This is a genomic window from Candidatus Thiosymbion oneisti, from assembly GCF_004359955.1.
GTDB classification, from domain to species: domain Bacteria; phylum Pseudomonadota; class Gammaproteobacteria; order Chromatiales; family Chromatiaceae; genus Thiosymbion; species Thiosymbion oneisti.
On record NZ_SMSC01000004.1, the window covers coordinates 1 to 18,343 of the forward strand.

Sequence of the window (18,343 nt, forward strand, 5' to 3'; positions counted from 1 at the left end):
ACGAGCGTGGCAGCTGACGCCACCGTTTTTGCGACACCCTCGGCGGGAGAGGGGCTTTTGCGACACCTTCCACAGGTGGGGGGAATGAGTTTTTCCTATAGGAAAATCCACTCAAACCCGATCCCTTCCCCGTGCCCACAGGGGAAGCTGACTTGCCTTGCGGATGAGACACCTGTCCGCCGACCAAGCGGTTCCGCGCTCCCATCGCGCCTCCGCCTACAGCGCCCAACCCGCGTAGGGCAGGAAAGCGCAGCGCATCCCGCCTTCGGGATCCCAGCTCACCTGAACTGACCTGGTTACTGATCGACGCTGGAGCGTGGGAGCCAGATAAAGCGCTGGGAACGCCGGCATCCTGCCGGCCAGGATTTGTCGGCAAAAGGCTGTTCCGACCCGCCTTCTCCGCGGCGCGGAGCTTCCACGTCCCCACGCGGCGCGTGGGGACGAGAAGAGGCGCTTAATCGACGCTGGAGCGTGGGAGCCGGATGCAAGCGCGCCCGGCAAAGGGTCAAAGGGCAGAGAACAAAGGGTCAGAGCGTCCTGGCGAGACGAATACCGACGAAGTCGCCGGCTTCATCCGCGGTGCCCCCGTTGCGGCTGGCGGAGCGCAACCACCTCGGGAAGAAGTTCCAGCCGCCCCCGCGCAGCACACGCCGGGCGCAGTCCCCACCCCCGGCCTCTCGCCAGGCGCTGCCGTCGGTCGGTGCGCCCGTGTAGCCCTCGTGCCAACAATCCTCCACCCACTCCCAGACATTGCCCAAGATATCCGACAGGCCGAAGGGATTGCGCTGATAGCGGCCGGCAGGTGCGGTAAACTCCGCGCCATCGTCGCAATCCGCTATGGTCCAATCCGGAAAGCGGGCCTTGGCGGCCTGATCCGCACCATTGGAGTAGACGCAGGATGCATCCGGGTCGTCGCCCCAGAAGCGGCCGGCGTTCGTGCCGGCGCGGGCGGCATATTCCCACTCGGCCTCGGTGGGCAGGCGGTACGCGGCGCCTGTGCGCAGGCTCAACCAGCGCGCATAGACACGGGCATCGTTGAAAGAGACACAGACCACGGGGTGATCGTCAGACTGGGCAAAGCCGGGGTTGCGCCAGCTTGCGTCTTCCCGTTGCTGAAATCCTGAACCGTCCGCGTTCACTGTGTAACAGTCGCCATCACGCTCGGCATCGGTCCGGTAGCCGGTCTCCGCGACGAAGCGGCCGAACTCCCCGACGGTGGTCTCACAACGGGCCAGCGCAAAGGGCCTGACCACAGCGACCGGATGTCGCGGTCCTTCATCACTCGAGCGGCCTTCCTCCTCCGCGGGCGATCCCATCCTGAACCGGCCGGATTCGATCAGCACCATCTGCGGCCCTTCACCGGGGCGACTGACACAGGGCTCAGCCGGCAGGGTGCCGGGCGCAAAACCGCTTGCCTCCTCAGCGCCTTGGATCAGCAGTGCCAAGAGGAGTATCAGGACGACACTGAGCAATGGGTGCGCCCGGGACCTTCGGTGATACCTACCAGCCCCGGACGCCGGCATTCCCGGCCCGACTCGCTTCTGGCTCCCACGCTCCAGCGTCATACTTCTCTCTGGCTCCCACACTCCGGAGACTGCTTCTACTTCTGGCTCCCACGCTCCAGCGTGGGAGCCAGATAGTAAAGTTCGCGCTCTTCCCACGCTCCAGCGTGGGAACGCCGTCTTGTCCGCTCCCGCGGACTCAGCTCCTCGGTGCTGATCGGCATTGGCTGTTAGCCTACCGAGACGCTTAATCGACGCTGGAGCGTCGGGGCTTGCTTCCACGCTGAAGCGTGGGAACCAGATAGCAGTCCATTGCGGGAATGCCGTTTTGGGCGCTCCGGTAGCCCGGTGCTAGCTGGGCTTTCGAGCATACCCGATGCTTCTCGACGCTGGAGCGTCAAGATCCCTCCTCCGTCGGGACAAGGCCTGCTCCCACGCTGGAGCGTGGGAGCCAGATGAAAGGGACAAAGTAAAAAGGATACAGGGTCAGAATGTCCTGGCGAGACGAATACCGACGTTGAGGTTGGCTTCATCCGCGGTGTCCCAGTTGCGGATGGCGGAGCGCAACCTCCACGGGATGTTGACCCAGCCGCCCCCGCGCAGCACACGCCGGGCGCAATCCCCACCCCCGGCTTGCAGCCAAGCGCTGCCGTCAGCCGGTGCGCCCGCGTAGCTGTCATGCCAACAGTCCTCCACCCACTCGTAGACATTGCCCGCCATCTCGTGCAGACCGAAACCGTTGGCCGGCAGGCTGCCGGCGGGGACCGTCCGGCGGCGATAGACGTCGGTCTTGGCGCCGCAGCCCTTGTAGTCGCCGTTGCCGTTGTAGTTGGCCTGGTCGGTGTGGATGCAGTCGCCGGTCCAGAAGGGGGTCGAGGTACCAGCGCGGGCGGCATATTCCCATTCGGCCTCGCTGGGCAGGCGGTAGCTGTGGCCGGTCTGCTCACTGAGCCATTTTGCATAGGCCCGGGCATCATTCCAGCTCACGTTGATTACAGGTCGATCGCCCCGGCCCCAGCCTTCATCGTCCGGCTTCTTGCGTCCGGTGGCCTCGGCAAAGCGATCATAGTCCGCAAAGCGGGCCTCGGTGCGGCCGATGGCGAAGGGCCGGACGGTCACCCGGCGCTGCGGACCTTCATCGCCGTCGCGCTCCGGCTCGCCCTTCGGCGAGCCCATAAGAAAGCTACCACCGGGGAGCGAAACCATCTCGGGACCGGTACCGCCGATCTGTAGGGGATCGCGGAATGTCCGATCAAGCAATTCCGGTGCTTGTTGCGTCTCCCTGGTATCCGGTGTCTGCGTTTGCGGCGCTTCCGGCGGCAGCTCGGGCGGAGTCGTCAACTCGGCGATCTGTTCCGGGGTCAGGGGCTCCGCCAGCGGGTCCGTGAACCCGCTACCGGTGGTGCCGGGGGTCCACAGCAATACCCGCAGGGCTTTGGGCTCCGGTGGTTGGGCAAGCCCGGCAAGGGCCACGGACCCAAGCTGGTCGGTCACTTCGGGGACCTGACCCCAGGTAAGGTAGGTCAGGCGCCGGGCGATAGAGTCGGCTATCGATTCGTCGGCGGGATCACCCCATTGGATCCGGTTGACCGGTGGCAGGGATTGGGCGTCTTTCCCAGGTAGCTCCAATGCCGCCTCGATGATTGCCGTATCGAAGCCATTGGCCGCCAGGGTCTCGAAAAGTGCTTGCGCCAACTCGGCGGTCTCTTTTCGGTGCCGAATGGTGACCCGGTACTCGGCATGGACAGCATTCTGCCTGGCGAGCAGACGTGATTCCGCCGCTTCCCGGAGCCACTGGTGCCAAGCGCTCCCGGCGAGCCAGGCGCCGCCGGCGGCCAGTATCACGGCGAGTGCCGTGCGCGCAAGCAGGGCCCGACGCAGGGTCCCGCCCAGATAGGGGCGCAGCAGGCGCCTGGGCAGGACGAAATCGAGTAGCCGCAGGCGCCAACCGAACAGGACATCAGCGAAGATAGCATCGTTGAGGGCGCCATGTTCGGCGGACAGGGTGCGCGATGCGGACAGCCAACGGTCGAGCCGCCAGCCCCTCTGGCGCAGCCACTCCCGGAGCCTCGTCCAGGGCCCAACGGCACGCGGCAAATTGACCGGCAACGTAAGGCGCCCGGTGCCGGTCCCCGGCTCGGGGCGCAACAACCGGCGGTAGAGCCGGCGGAGCCTGTGTTCATCGCCGCGGTCGAGACGTTCCAGCAGATCGGCACGCAGCCAATCCGGCAGCCAACCGGCACGGCTCCAGGGCAGGCGTGCGACCTTGAGCAGCCGGCGCTCGCGGGCTACGGGGTCGGGATCGGGGAACAGGCTCAGATCCAGGAGCCGGGTCAGGCCCCAGTGGAGCTGGGGGTAAACAGCCATCGCCGTGAGCAGCCGGCTGCCGTCCGGCCCCAGGTAGTCGATCAGCACGGACAGCAGCCCGGCCTGCTCCGCGGCTGCCGGCGCTACCGGCTGGGTCCAGCGCCGGGCATCCTGGAGCAGCCGCGGCAGGGGCAGGGTGAGACCCGGCAGTGCCGGATCCGCGCCGGCGGGCCGGTTGCTCAGCCGTTCGCCCAGACGATCGCTCAGACATAGGGCGAGGGTCCGGATGCCGGCGCTGTCAAGCTCGGCGACCAGGAAGCCCGCCGCCACCAGGGCCGCTTGCCAGCGCTCGGGCGGGCGTCGGGTGACCAGCAGTCCCCGCTCGGGCCAGCTGGCGAAGGCATCGAGCCAGGGCAAGGCGGCGTCGGAGAAGGGGTCGATCAGGGCCGCGGGCTCGCCGATCAGGAGCAGCCGGGCACCCGTATGCCGGCCGGCGACCGCGGCCAAGGGGCGCCACCGGCCATCATGGCCGATCAATCGCCGGGGGCTGTCGCGGTAATCGTAACGGTACAGGTCGAGCCCGGCCGCGTGCAGACGGTCCACCAGCTCGCCCGCCAGGCCGGCCATCTGGTCGCCGACGTGGTGTTGCTCGACCAGGACCACCAACTCCGGCACCCGGCGGCAGGCGCGGCGCACCGGTTGTAAGAGCCCGGCATGACGCGCGGTACGGTCGACGGTGGCCTCGAGATCCAGGTGCCGGGTCGGCACCGCCACCGGGGTGTGCAGGCGCTTGAGGGTCTGCTGCAAACCCGGGGCAGCGAGCGGATCGTCCTGGTGGGCAGCCAGGCCGATGTGGGTGAGCGGATCGTTCGGATCGCCCCGGCGGCGCTCCAGCACCGTCTTCCAGGTCAGCCAGCGGATGAGCAGCCATACCAGGGCCAGGCAGCCCGGCAGGATCAGGAGCAGATCACCCAGGGCCTCCAGCCGGGCGCGGTGGACGGGGTCCAGGGTCGGCTGCTCAGGGGGCGTGCGCGGTGGGACGGGCTCTAGCGTCAGTCCCTTTGTCTCCGGTGGTGGCATTGTCGGCGGGACCGGCTTGTCCACAGGCGGGGACGGCGATGAGATCGACTCACTGTCGGGCAGGGGCAGGACCTGCCCGTCCGGGGGCGGTGGTAGGACCTGCTCGTCCGGGGACGGTGGTAGGACCTGCCCGGCCGGGGACGGCGGCGAGGGCGGCGGTTGAGATGGGAGGTGATACCAATAGAGGGTCCCGGCCAGCACCAGGAACAGGAGTGCGAGGCCCGACAGCCACCAGCCCAGACGCGGCAGGGGTGGCGACTGCGGCGGTGCATCGGTGTCGGCGGTTGTCGCCGCGGTCCCTGGTTCCGGCCCGCGCAGATCCGGCTCCAGGTCTCGGACCCAGTGCGTGAACAGCTCGCCGAACTGTTGCAGCTCCTGCGCCGAGCGGCACAGCAGGGGCGCAATCAGATACTCGAGGTCGGCGGCCCGTTGCGGCAGGCGGCCCTGGGCATTGAGTGCCAGCAGCAGGTCGTAGATATTCTGCCAGCGATCGGGGCCCACCGGCAGACCGGCCCCGCGCAGCAGCACCGCCAGCCTCGGCAGATCGCGGTGATAACGCGCCAACCGGCCGGTGGGGGGCGGAGTCGGTGGGACTTGGGGCATGGTCACTAGGATTTCTTGACGGATCCGCATCTTTACAGATGAGTCAAATTCCGCGGGCGCGGGAAACAAGAACCACGAAAGACGCGAAAGGGTACGAATTCACACGCGGGTTTGCTCGTTCCCATGCTCCAGCGTGGGAACGCCACCTCGGCCGCTCCGGCGGCCAGGCTTGGTGACGCTGGAGCGTCAAGATCCCTCCTCCGTCGGGACAAGGCTTGCTCCCACGCCGGAGCGTGGGAGCCAATGCCATTAAGTTAGCTGTTGGCCGCTTGTCGTGGTGGGTCGGAATCCGCAAGAGAAAACGACGAAGCGCGCGAATCGGCGCGAACAAGATCCCTCCCTTCGGTTCGGGATGACAATTTCGTGAGGATTCGCGTGATGCGTCGTTTTTTCCGCTTACTTTGCCGACCGGTAACGCTCAACTTAACGGCATTGGCGTGGGAGCCAGATGAACAAATGAGTCAAGTTTTGTGTGCACGATCGACAAACCACGAATTGACACGAATAAACACAAATCACAATTCGTGTCGATTCGTGTGCATTCGTGGTTTTCCGGTTTCCGTACGAAAATTCACGCCTCGTCGGTCTGAGGCGAAGCCTCACTGGAAACTAACACGTTAGGTGCCCGTCAGCGCCCGCCGCGCCAGTCGGTCAGCAGCGTGTCGGTTCGGGCCTGGTCAGCGGGGGATTTCAGCAGCAGGGACTCGATGCCGGCCCGCAGCCTGGCCTCGCCCACCCCTTCCCTCTGGGTCAGAGCGGCCAGGGCATGCCACTCCAAGATCGGCGTGCGCTGAGGCATGAGATAGTCGAGCCAGTCCAGAAGCTCCGCCAGGGTCGGGCGGCGCTCCAGGCCCGCCTGCTCCCGCAGGAAGCGGAAGAAGCCCACCGCATCCTGGATGCGGCGGGAGGTCTGGTCCTGGCCCTGATAGCGGGCACCGAGGCGGGCGGAGACAATGGATTCCACGGTGACCTGATCTTCGGACAGCTTCCCCTCCAACTCCGCCTCGAACGGTGGGAACTGCTGGTGCAGATAGACACAGCGGCGCAGGAAGGGGTCCGGCAATGCCTTCTCGGAGTTGCTGGTAAAGACCACAATGGGCCGATAGCGGTTCTCCTCCGGCTCCAGGCCCACGTGCACGGTGGGCCGCCCGGCGCCGCTGAGTTCCGGGATGTCGAACTGCATGTGCTCGATCTCCACCAGGATGTCGTTGGGGACATCCCGCGGGGCCTTGTCGATCTCGTCGATGAGGACCACGGAGCGGCGCTGCCTGCCAGGGTGAGCGACGGCATAGTCCGGCACCCCCAGCTCCCGCACCACGCGCTCCGGCTTGGCCAGCAGGATGGCGCGACCCAGGGGCTCGAAGGTGATGAAGCGGCCGGGGTCGGTACCTGGATCGCCCTCCTTGAGGGTGTTGGCGGCGTGGAAGCGCCCTACCGTATCGAAACGGTAGAAGAGGTCGCGGGACTCGGTATCGGATTTGACGGCGAAGCGCAGCACCTCACCCAGGCCCAGCTCCCAGGCGATGCTGGCGGCCAAGCCGGATTTGCCCGAGCCCGGTTCGCCGGTCACCAGCAGCGGCATGCCGAGGGTCAGGGCGACCTCGACGGCCGCCGCCGTGCGGTCGGTAGCACGGTAGCCCTGGGGGGCACGCAGGGCGGCCGGGTCCACCGTGGGCAGTCTGTCCGCGGCCTTGGGCTCGGCGTGGCCGCGGCCGGTGTAGAAGCGCAGTTCGCTCATGATTCGATCTCCTTTCCAGATATCGGGGTCGGCTCGGCGATCATTGCACCCTTATGTGCTTGTCTAAAAAAGGGCCGTAGGCGGTAGCGCTCGTTCCTACGCTCCAGCGTGGGAACGCCGGCTTGTCTGCTCCCGCGGACTCAGCTCCTCGGTGCTGATCGGCATTGGCTGTTAGGTCGTGTTGACATTTAGAAGGTCCGCACAGCGGACCCTACGCTAACCAGCTGATCGACTGTAGGGTCCGCTGTGCGGACCGCCGGAATGTTGCAGTCTTTCAACATGTGAAAACAGTCGGTTAGCGTTAAATGTCAACAGGACCTAGTTTGCCGAGACGCTTAGTCGACGCTGGAGCATCGGGATCTGCTCCCACGCTGGAGCGTGGGGAGCCAGTCGACGGCGTGGTGATCCTTGCACTGTTAGACCCCGGTCATGGATTGCGGCGTGCCAACTGCAATGCGCCCTCATCGATCAGACAGCGGCGCACTCGCTCGTAGCGGATGCCGGCGTGACCAGGCTCGAACAGAGCGAGCAGCCTGGCTTTAAGCGGATCGAGGTCGTAGCAGGCACGCCGCGAGTGCGGGAAACCGGCGTACCAGTCCTCGATGTCGGTCGTGTCCAGGAGACGCATGGCAGCCAGGCGACGGCAGCACTCTAACCCTGCCAGCTTGAAGCGGACGTACCAAGGCCACCAGAATGGCACCTTGCCTGCTTTGTTGCGCAGGCAGGCGATGATGACCAGGACGCGGGTACCGGGCGCGAAGTCGCCGAGGCCGTCGAGGCTCGCCTGGATGCCACGGATAATCTTCGGGAGGTGGCGGCCGTGACGCTCCAATCCCACTGAAAAATAGAGCACCCGCAGGTCGGCGCTGTTAATCCAGCCGCGGACTATGGCTTGCCTGGCCGTCTCGTGCGGAACCTCGGGAACACCCGGCACCACTTCGAGCAGGGCTTCCCAGAAGGCCTGCTCGTCGAAACGCTTCAGGCGTAGCGTTATCGCCTCGGGCGGATGACCGTACCCACCCGGCCAAGGGTCCAGGTGAACATGGTCGGCGAGGTAGGAGGGCCAATCCTTTGAGCAGGCCTCGACCAGTGCGATCGCTCGGTCGTTGGTGCCGTCTTTGAGGAGATCGCGGATAGGCACAAGCTGATCGGTATGATCCAGGATCTTGACTAGGGGGTCGTCAGTCGCGGCGTACTCGCCGTCCGACTCGGCCTGGACATCGGCGGCGTTATCCGCCTCGGGCCTAATAGTCTCCGAAGCGACGAGCCAATCCTCCGCCGGAGAGTAGACACGCGGAAGGTTGGCAATGTCGATTGCAAAACCCTTGTCCGTCCCCGCGCCGTGGGTGATGACTGCAACCACCCTGTGTCCCTTCGGATCGAAGACCGGAGCGCCGCTGTAGCCCTTCTCGATCTTCTCGAGCGCGCGTGAACCCTCGTCCAGATAATAGTCCCATGCGAGGAGGTCGTCTTGGGGGGGATAGGGACGGCCGGTCTTGGCGCCGAGGGTCCCTGACAGCGGGCGGCCAATCGGCCCATAACCGTAGGTCTCAAAGGCCATGCCGGACGTGCCGCAGGATGCGAGCGTCAGCGGGTTTCCACATGACGGACCTGGGACGCGCAGCACGGCCAGATCCAGCTCGTCGCCGCCGGGTTCGGAGACGACCCTGCAGGATCGATGATAGTTGATGTGCAGATTGGTGCGCTCGATCTCGCGTACTACATGCCAGCAGGTGACTACAAATACTGCATCACCTGTGCAGGCACAGGCGAAGCCGGTACCCTGGCCCCGATGTTCGGCATTCGGGCCGGTGATGCGGAAGACGACATCGGTCCACCAATCCATAGATAAGGGTCCGTTCAGTCTTGCCGTTTGGGGTGCACGGTCAGCTTGAAACTGACATTCGACTTGCCGGTACCCTGGGCGATGAAGAGCTTGCCCGTGGCCTCGAAGCCGAGCCCGAGCTCGATTTCCACCTGATCGATGGTGAGGGCTTGGTTCATCTCGGCCCATACCGAGGCGACCGGCTCGACCGATTTGAGCAACAGGCCACGCGCCGCGTCCAAGGCCCCGTCGACACGACTGGCGGCACTCGCCACGATCTGCCTGGGCTGGTCCTCGGGGTTTGCCTGTACTTCTACGAACAGGCCATCTCTCAGTTCGATGAGCTCGGTTGCCATCCGGGGGTCCTCCACGTGGGTTTGAAATCCCTCACATTTTCACCGAAATAGAGGTATTTGTCGCCGGTCGCCGGCTCCCACGCCGGAGAAACCGGGAGCCTGGGAGCGAGCCGGGCAGTCAGTTATCGGTAGACGGCGCTCGGTTGCGTACCCATAATATGGCGCCTAGTGCCTGCGGAATCGGGATGTCGTTTTCGCTTCCGCATCCTGATCTGTCACGACAAGCGGTCAGCAGCTAACTCAATGGCATTGGGCTTTTACTAGGTTATCCTTAATGTATATCGTTCATATCTCGTCCGAACTCGCACCCGTCGCCAAAGTGGGCGGGTTGGCTGATGTGGTCTTCGGTTTGAGCCGCGAGCTCGAGATTCGCGGCAACGATGTGGAGATCATACTCCCGAAATACGACTGTCTCTGGTATGGTGAAATCTGGGGGCTGGACGCCACCTACCATGATCTCTGGGTGCCCTGGGGTGGGGGCGGCGTCCATTGCACGGTCTATTTCGGCATGGTCCACGGGCGCCGGTGCTACTTCATCGAGCCCCACTCGCACGAAAATTACTTCAATCGCGGTTCTTTCTACGGATCGCCCGACGATGCCTTGCGGTTTGCCTTCTTCTGCAAGGCGGCCATTGAGTTTCTGCTCAAGTCGGGCAAGCGTCCGACCATTATTCACTGCCACGATTGGCAAACCGGCCTGGTGCCGGTCCTGCTGTGGGAGATCTATCACCGTATGGGTATGCACGATCAGCGCGTCGTGTACACCATCCACAATTTTCAGCACCAGGGGGTCCACGGGGAGCCGGTGTTATCCGGGACCGGCCTGCATCGACCGGACTATTATTTTGATCGTGACCGCCTGGGCGACGATCACAATCCGAAAGCCATCAACATGATGAAGGGCGGTATCGTCTATTCGAGCTTTGTGACCACCGTCTCTCCGAAGCATGCCTGGGAGGCCCGCTATACCGACCAGGGTAAAGGGCTGGGTCACACGCTCTCCGTCCACGGGGGCAAATTCGGTGGCGTACTCAATGGCGTCGATTATGAGGTGTGGAACCCCGAGATCGATCGTTTCCTGCCCCACCACTATGATGTCTGGCATCTGGACGGGAAATACGCGAATAAGGAGGCGCTGCGCGAGCGCCTGATGTTGCGCAAGGACTACAAACCCCTGATCGCCTATGTCGGTCGGCTGGATCACCAAAAGGGTCTGCATCTGGTCCGTCACGCGATGTTCTATGCCCTCCACCGGGGCTCCCAATTCGTGCTCCTGGGCTCGAGTCCGGACCCGGGCGTCAACAATGAGTTCTGGGGTCTCAAGCACCATCTCAATGACAACCCGGATATCCATATCGAGCTCGGATTCAACGAGCAGCTCGCCCATCTCATCTACGCCGGCGCGGATATGTTGGTCGTGCCCAGCGTTTTCGAGCCCTGTGGTCTCGCCCAGCTGATTGCCCTACGTTACGGCACCGTCCCCATCGTCAGATCGGTCGGTGGTCTCGCCGATACCGTATTCGATCGGGATTATGCGCCGATGCCTTTCGAATATCGCAACGGTTATGTCTTCGACAACACGGATTTCTCTGCCGTCGAATCGGCTATGGACCGTGCTATCGGGCTCTGGTATGAATTTCCGAAAGAGTTTCGGCGCCTGCTTTCCAACGGCATGGTCTATGACTACTCTTGGAATCATCCGGCCCACCATTACCTCGCGATCTACAATCATGTTAAGGCATGGTAACGCACCGAGTGCCGCTTCCGCTCGCTAGGGACATTGAGCAATGATGGGAAAATAGTCATATCCATCAGAAGACGAGTCCGTATTCTCGCGGGACTTGACACCTAATGAATAATACCGAGGGAAAACTATATGTTTATAACTTGTGTAACTGCCGTTATGAAGGCGAAACCAAGAAACTGGAGGGGAAGAAAGAACTCAAGCTGCCGTATTACATGAAGGCGACCACCCTGAAACCACCCAAAGCTACAGGTAATGAAACCGTTTTCTTCAGTTTCGCTAAGAACCGTTGGTTTTTAGCAGACACCAGCTGTGATCCTGCGGATTACGAGCGTCTGGGATCGGATGGCGTGGGTATGGTAAATCCCGGTGCGAGAGCTATGAATAAGGAAGGGATTATTATAATTGATGATTTCTATCTCAATCCCGAGGCCGTTAGGGAAGAGGCATTGCAAGACGACTATAGATTAAAAACATCTTTTACTACATTCAGGAGCCCGAAAAGAACGAACGCCAAGGTAATAGAACGGATCAGCGAGTTGACCGGCATGAATTTATCGGCGGCTCCTGAGAGCCTTACGGGCACCTACAAGATCGACCCTTTTGGGGATGCTGCCGAGGAACGGACCCGAATTCATGCCGATAGGCGAGGGAATTGGGCGGGCCTGGTCTATTTGAACACGCCGGAACAGTGTAAAGGTGGAACCAACCTTTATCGGCATAAGCGGACCGGCTATAAAGATAATCTGCAAGTGCCGGGGATAATACTAAAGATAGAGTTATTCTACGATGGGCACTTTGAAGACAGATGGCAAATTACGGACCACATACCGATGAAATTCAACCGGCTCGCTATATATAACGCCCATCGGTTTCATCGGGAGACGTGTTTCTTCGGACGGTCCATTGAGGACGCGAGATTAGTACAAACCTTCTTCTTGCGTGATGAGAATTATAGAAAGGTCTGAATGAAGGCGTTTGGAAACCAGGCTTTTCGAGCAGCGTTTAGGAAAATCCCATGGAAGGCGTTCTTCAAGGCAGCCTTGAATGATTGGCTCCGAGTCCTACGCGGGCTGTGTAGCGCCAGGCTTGCGGGCCTGCGGCGTCGATAAGCTGTTTCTGGAGATCCACGACGCCAGCTTCCCGGCTCGATACGAGGAAGATACGGGGCGCGGCACACCTTATGCCGAGGGTGCCGCGGATTTTTTGACTCAGTTGGCAAAGCTCGGTTTCAACGGTGTCCAGCTGGGCCCCCAGGGTCTCACGGCCGCGGACAATCCCTCTCCCTACGACGGCACGCTCTTCTCGCGCAACCCGTTGAGCTTGGCCCTCTCTCCCCTGCTACGGGGAGGCTTGCTGGAACAAGACGACCTGGAGTCCCTGCTCGCGGCCCGCCCCCCGGTCCGAGGCCGCGTCCATTATGCCTTTGCCTACGCAGCTCAAGGAGGTGCCATCGCTATTGCCTATGGGCGATTTCGCAAGGATCGCTCGGCTTATTCGGAGCTGGAACAGCAGCTGAATGGCTTCCGGCGCGCCCATGCCCGATGGCTGGAGCCCGATGCGCTCTACTCGGTGCTGTTCGAGGTGCATGGGCGACACAGCTGGCACCATTGGAAGACCCCCACCGGCGAACCCCACCCCGACCGCGACCTGTTCAATCCGACCGCCGGAGCGAAAGCGGCCCGCACTGATAGAAAGGCCAGGCTGCTGGAAGACCACCGAGCGGCGGTCGAGCGTTACACATTCGGCCAGCTGCTCCTGCATCAGCAGCACCAGCGACTGCGGGATCACTGCAAATCGCTCGGGATGCAGCTGTACGCCGACCTGCAAATCGGGTTGTCGGATCAGGACGCATGGGCCCACCAGGGGTTGCTGCTGCCTAATTACCGGATGGGGGCCCCCCCGAGCCGGACCAATCCCATGGGCCAACCTTGGGGCTTCGCCGTGTTGGATCCCGGTCAATACCGGGCTGAGGACGGCTCCCCCGGACCCGTGCTCGCGTTCGTGCGCTACCGGCTGGAAAAGCTCTATTCCGAGTACGACGGGGTACGGGTCGATCATCCCCATGGGTGGGTCTGCCCCTGGGTGTACCGCAGTGACAGGAAAGACCCCTTTCTGGCCGTCCAGCAGGGGGCGCGGCTGTTCTCCTCACCGAATCTGCCGGATCACCCGGATTTGCGGGTCTTCTCCTACGTGGAGGAACACCAGCTCAATGCCGAAGGTGCACTGCATGCGGACCATTGGGTGGAATATCTCACCGCGGAGCAGGTGGACGCCTATGCCCAGGTCTTTTCCCGGCTGGTCAGCCCCGACGGTACCACAAGCCACCGCTACGACCTGGTGTGCGAGGTACTCAGCACCCTACCCTTGCCCCTCAAGCAGGTGCTGGACCGATTCGGCCTCGGTCGGTTTCGGGTCCTGCAGAAGGTGGACCCGCACAATCCCACCGATGTCTATCGCAGCGAGCGTGCCGAACCCATCGATTGGATCATGCTCGGAAATCACGACACGCCGCCGATCTGGCGGCTGGCCGCCCAGTGGATCAGGGACGGCAGCGCCCGGGACCGGGCCGAAGACCTGGGAAACCGATTGGTCCCGGCGCACACGGACCGGGAACGCTGGGTGACCGATCATGCCGGACACCCCGGTGCGCTGGTGCATGCGCTGTTTGCCGATCTGTTGATCAGTCGGGCCCGCAACATCATGGTCTTCTTCGCCGACTTGCTCGGTCTGGAGGAGCAGTACAATATCCCCGGCACGGTGAAGGACGCGAACTGGTCGCTGCGCGTTCCTCCCGACTACGAGCGGGCCTATCTGTTGCGGCTGGGCGATGACCGCGCCCTCAATCTGCCCTATGCCTTGAGTATCGCGCTCCGCGCCCCGGGCTTCGAGCCGGTGACGCCGCAGGTACTCGCCATGCTCGATCGGGAGGCCCAATACCTGCGCGATCAGGGGCGCAGTCTGGTGCGTCTGCCGATGCTTGATTCAAGGGCGCCTTGAGAAATTGGTAGTGCTTAACATGTAGTGGTCGCGTAGTCCTTTTAAGCGGGGAAGAAAAAGGTTCAGCAGGAAGTTCATCACTACCTCTATAATCACTACATCCCTCACAAAGGCTTGCACCACCAAACGCCCCTCCAAACGCTCCAAAAATGGTATGCACGGCAGCCCCAATTCTCTAAAAAAATTCCACGTAATCATCTAGGACCTGACAGTTACACCATTTTCCATGACTATTCTCAATTCTTAACGTCGGCGCCTAGCGGCCTAGCGGGTCGATACGACTCGCCAGGTCCGCTTGAGCGCTTTGTTATGCCCCTATGATTTCGTTGAGGCCGTCAATAATATGCACAAGGTCCTCGTCGGATGCCTTGGCTATTCTGGTACCAATTCTCTCAACGGATAAGGTGCGGATCTGGCTGATCTTGGCCCAAGAGCGTTTGGGGAGCCCCCTGGTCGGCAGCTCAAGGGTGAGGGGGAAGCCTGCCTTCTGAGGTTGACTGGTTATTGCTATGGCGATGACCGTGCCGGATCGCTGATTGAAGACGTCTTGGCTGAGTATGAGAACGGGCCTGTTGCCGCCTTGTTCGTGTCCACGTGTTGGATCAAGATTTGCCCAACGGATGTCGCCTCTCAGTATTCGGGCCATTCAGAAAGGTCTCCGGCGATACCCTCGTCGGCCATGGCCTGCTCGAACTTAGGATCGAGTTTGCCGCATTCACGCGCGAGTCTGCCACCGTCAAAGCGTTGCAGCTTCTCTTCGACAGCTTCCTGAATGGCACGGCTTCTGCTAGGGTAGACACGTTGGCGGACGAGGCGATCGAGGCGACCAAGGGTCTTCTCGTCTAGGCTAATCGCGATTTTTGCCTTGTGCATGGTCACCTCCTGGTACGACTATTGGTCATACCACCTCTAATGTCAAGTAAACCGAATGGTGTGATCTTCCCAGGGGCATAACGGCTTGGCTCAGGCGCCCAATGCCGCGTGGCACTGGGCTTGAAAATTGCTGAGGAGCCGGAACCGCGGCATTGGGTCGCTTGCAGCCAAATGTTAGGCGAATGATCTGTGAGAAACGACCCATCAATTGAGCCTGGCTCCTTTTCCCATTTGGGTTCTATAGCTTTTGAATTTCTTCTATTGAAAGGCGAGTATATTTGTTATGACTGCTGGCATAATCTTAGCGTTCGTTTGTGGCCTCTTTTTAGTCAAGAAGTTCAGCGAAAAGGGGCTTCGAATTTTTCAAGGCTCCCTGAGAAGCCCTGACCACACAACATAGCGATCGCTGATGCGAAGTTTTGGCTGGAGCTTTCCGCACATGAAGATATACAACCTGTTCCCCCTCCTCGCCGGACCCTTCGGGGACTGGAAGCCGCACCTGGAGCGCGCCGCCGCTATGGGCTTCGATTGGGTATTCGTCAACCCGATCCAGCGGCCGGGTCATTCCGGCAGCCTCTATTCCATCGCCGACTACTTCAAGATCAACCCAAACCTTTTGGATCCCGAATCCGGCAAGTCCCCGGAGACCCAGGTCAGGCAGATGGTCGCCCAGGCCCATGATCTGGGCCTGAACATGATGATCGACCTGGTCATCAATCATTGTGCGGTGGACTCCTCGCTCGTCAAGGCGCATCCGGAGTGGTGTGTGCGCGAGGGTGACCGCCTGGTCAACCCTTACTGCCTGGAGGAGGACGGGACCAAGACCGTGTGGGGGGACCTGGCCCAGCTCGATCACCGACATTCTTCGGACGTGGAAGGGCTAAGGCGCTATCTGGACGATGTCATCCTCTATCTGGTGGAGCTCGGCTTCACCGGCTTTCGCTGCGATGCCGCCTACCAGATCCCCAGGGACTTCTGGCGCCAGATCATCGAAGACGCCCGGAGCCGGCACCCGGATCTGGTGTTCGCGGCCGAAACCCTCGGCTGCTCACCACATGAGACCAGGGAGACCGCCTCCGCCGGCTTCGACTATGTCTTCAACAGTGCCAAGTGGTGGGACTTCTCGAGCCCCTGGCTCCTGGAGCAATACGAGCTGACCCGCCAGATTGCCCCCTCCATCGGCTTCCCGGAGAGTCACGATACCGAGCGCCTGTTCAGCGAATCGGGCAACAATGTCGAGGCCCTCAAGCAGCGCTACCTGTTCGTCGCGCTGTTCTCGACCGGCGTCATGATGCCGATCGGTTACGAGTACGGATTCCGCAATCGCCTGCACGTGGTCGCTACCCGACCGGAGCACTGGGAGGAGCCGGCGGTGGACCTGACCGACTTTATCACCCGCGTCAACCGGATCAAAAGCGACTACCCTGTCTTCCAGGAGGAAGGCCCGATCCAGAAGCTCGATCACCCGAATCCCACCCTACTCCTGTTTTGGAAGGCATCCACCAGCGGCAACGGCGAGGCACTGGTGGCGCTCAACAAAGACCCTTGGAACCGCCAGCACTTCCATTGCTACGACCTCTACCGCCACGTGCAGGCGGCGACTCCACTGCAGGACGTCTCCCCGGAGTGGCCGGTGGAACACCTGCCCACACCTTTTGATTTCGAGCTTGGCCCGGGGATGGGGCGGGTGATGGTCTCCGGCATGGCCTGAACCCCCGCTGACCACGGGCCAGTTCGAACCGCAAAGGCGAAAGAGTAGAGGCTGGGCAAAGGCCGTAGGGTGCGGTGAGCGGTTGAAGGCGGGATGCGCTGTGCTTTCCCGTCCTACGGGGCTGAAATCAATGCGTTAGTTTTTAGACGGCCTCTTAGCGAAGCGAACCGCATCAGCCAGATAGTCAGGTCGATTGAGATGCATCATGCCCGAAATCGGGATCGGGATCGAAGTTGGGATTCCGATTGCGATCCCGATTTCGATTTCGACCCAGCGCAAAGGTACAGCTGCCATGCCCTCCAACTTTGATCTTCAACGCATCCGAATCGGGGTCGTGGGTCTCGGCTATGTGGGACTGCCGCTGGCCGTCGAGCTGGGCAAGCGCTATCCGACGGTGGGTTTCGACCTGGATGCGACCCGCATCGCGGAGCTGCGGGCGGGCAAGGATCGCTCCCTCGAAGTGGACCCGCAAGCGCTACGGGCCGTCGCGGAACTGACCTACACCGACCATGCCGCGGACCTAGCCGACTGCAACCTATTCATCGTAACGGTCCCCACGCCCGTAAACCTCTACAAACAACCGGATCTGCGCCCCCTGGAAGCGGCCAGTCGCACGCTCGGCGCACGGTTGAAGGCAGGTGACATCGTCGTCTACGAATCGACGGTCTATCCAGGCGCTACGGAGGAGGTCTGCGTCCCGATCCTGGAGCAGCTGTCCGGCCTCGCGCTCAACCGGGATTTCTTCGTCGGCTACAGCCCGGAGCGCATCAACCCTGGCGACAAGACGCACCGGTTGACCACGATCAAGAAGGTAACCTCGGGCTCTACCCCCGAGGTTGCCGACTTCATCGACGCCCTGTACCGCAGCATCATCCCCGCCGGCACCCACAAGGCCAGTAGTATCCGGGTCGCCGAGGCGGCCAAGGTCATCGAGAACACCCAGCGCGATGTCAACATCGCGCTCGTCAACGAGCTTGCCCTCATCTTCAATCGCTTAGGGATCGATACCCAGGAAGTGCTCGCAGCGGCGGGCAGCAAGTGGAACTTCCTGCCCTTCCGACCGGGCCTGGTGGGCGGACACTGCATTGGCGTCGATCCCTACTATCTCACCTACAAGGCGCAGGCCATCGGCTACCATCCGGAGATCATCCTCGCCGGCCGCCGTCTCAACGACCGTATGGGCGCCCTTATCGCCGGCCGGGTCGTCAAGCTCATGACCCGGCACAACCTGGTGACGAAGGACAGCCGGGTGCTGGTGCTCGGCCTAGCGTTCAAGGAAAATTGTCCGGATCTGCGTAACACCCGCGTGGTCGATATCCTTAAGGAGTTGGCCGAGTACGGCATCTCCACGGACGTCCACGACCCCTGGGTGAATCCCCGTGAGGCCGAAGATGATTATGGCATAACGCCGATCCAGGACCCGCAACCGGGGAGCTATGATGCCATCATCCTGGCCGTGGCCCACCGCCAGTTCGAGGAAATGGGGATCGAACGGCTGCGGACCTGGGGTCGGCCCGGTGCCCTGTTCTTCGATGTCAAGCATGTGTTCCCGGCTGACGTCGTGGATGGTAGGTTGTAGGGTGTGGCCGCCGCCGATCGCGCGC

12 protein-coding genes are annotated in these 18,343 nt (G+C 62.1%); 5 read left to right on the plus strand and 7 right to left on the minus strand.

The genetic code is table 11. The annotated features are described in order from the left end of the window. Positions 1-527 precede the first annotated feature (527 nt). The 5 genes from E1958_RS02840 to E1958_RS02860 all read right to left on the minus strand — a co-directional run bounded on the left by E1958_RS02840 (position 528) and on the right by E1958_RS02860 (position 9,411). Positions 528-1,565: a formylglycine-generating enzyme family protein gene (locus E1958_RS02840; RefSeq protein ID WP_133510525.1), complete on the minus strand. Its 1,038-nt coding sequence runs from the start codon at positions 1,563-1,565 to the stop codon at positions 528-530. 423 nt (positions 1,566-1,988) lie between these two features. After that, on the minus strand, positions 1,989-5,492 hold the full coding sequence (locus E1958_RS21140; RefSeq protein WP_243725231.1) for a formylglycine-generating enzyme family protein: 3,504 nt from the start codon (positions 5,490-5,492) through the stop codon (positions 1,989-1,991). Between the two features lie 628 nt (positions 5,493-6,120). Further along, on the minus strand, positions 6,121-7,230 hold the full coding sequence (locus E1958_RS02850; protein ID WP_133510526.1) for an AAA family ATPase: 1,110 nt from the start codon (positions 7,228-7,230) through the stop codon (positions 6,121-6,123). Between the two features lie 427 nt (positions 7,231-7,657). Next, positions 7,658-9,076 (minus strand): S1 family peptidase, encoded by a 1,419-nt coding sequence (locus E1958_RS02855; RefSeq protein WP_133510527.1) that lies wholly within the window; start codon positions 9,074-9,076, stop codon positions 7,658-7,660. 14 nt (positions 9,077-9,090) lie between these two features. Further along, entirely contained in the window at positions 9,091-9,411 is a 321-nt protein-coding gene (locus E1958_RS02860) for a CU044_2847 family protein (RefSeq protein ID WP_133510528.1), read from the minus strand. A 274-nt stretch (positions 9,412-9,685) separates the two neighbouring features. Between E1958_RS02860 and E1958_RS02865 the strand changes: the two genes are divergently transcribed. The 3 genes from E1958_RS02865 to E1958_RS02875 all read left to right on the plus strand — a co-directional run bounded on the left by E1958_RS02865 (position 9,686) and on the right by E1958_RS02875 (position 14,155). Continuing rightward, on the plus strand, positions 9,686-11,158 hold the full coding sequence (locus E1958_RS02865; protein ID WP_133510529.1) for a glycogen synthase: 1,473 nt from the start codon (positions 9,686-9,688) through the stop codon (positions 11,156-11,158). Between the two features lie 104 nt (positions 11,159-11,262). Continuing rightward, the gene (locus E1958_RS02870) at positions 11,263-12,123 is read left to right on the plus strand and encodes a hypothetical protein (RefSeq protein ID WP_133510530.1); all 861 of its coding nucleotides are present in this window, start codon (positions 11,263-11,265) and stop codon (positions 12,121-12,123) included. A gap of 79 nt (positions 12,124-12,202) precedes the next feature. After that, positions 12,203-14,155, plus strand: a complete 1,953-nt coding sequence (locus tag E1958_RS02875; protein WP_133510531.1) for a 4-alpha-glucanotransferase — start codon at positions 12,203-12,205, stop codon at positions 14,153-14,155. A gap of 307 nt (positions 14,156-14,462) precedes the next feature. On the opposite strand, the gene E1958_RS02880 is transcribed toward E1958_RS02875, so the two are convergent. After that, on the minus strand, positions 14,463-14,801 hold the full coding sequence (locus E1958_RS02880; RefSeq protein ID WP_089727078.1) for a type II toxin-antitoxin system PemK/MazF family toxin: 339 nt from the start codon (positions 14,799-14,801) through the stop codon (positions 14,463-14,465). Next, positions 14,786-15,028 carry a ribbon-helix-helix domain-containing protein gene (locus E1958_RS02885; RefSeq protein ID WP_089727076.1) on the minus strand — a complete coding sequence of 81 codons (243 nt, stop codon included), beginning with the start codon at positions 15,026-15,028 and terminating at the stop codon, positions 14,786-14,788. Before E1958_RS02885 ends, E1958_RS02880 begins: the two co-directional genes overlap by 16 nt. A 439-nt stretch (positions 15,029-15,467) precedes the next feature. On the opposite strand from E1958_RS02885, the gene E1958_RS02890 reads away from it, so the two are divergent. Together E1958_RS02890 and tviB are read left to right on the plus strand one after the other, a co-directional pair. Then, a complete protein-coding gene (locus E1958_RS02890; protein ID WP_133510532.1) occupies positions 15,468-16,739 on the plus strand; it encodes an alpha-amylase family glycosyl hydrolase in 1,272 nt (423 codons plus the stop codon). 292 nt (positions 16,740-17,031) lie between these two features. Further along, entirely contained in the window at positions 17,032-18,318 is a 1,287-nt protein-coding gene (gene tviB / locus E1958_RS02895; protein ID WP_133510533.1) for a Vi polysaccharide biosynthesis UDP-N-acetylglucosamine C-6 dehydrogenase TviB, read from the plus strand. Positions 18,319-18,343: the final 25 nt, after the last annotated feature.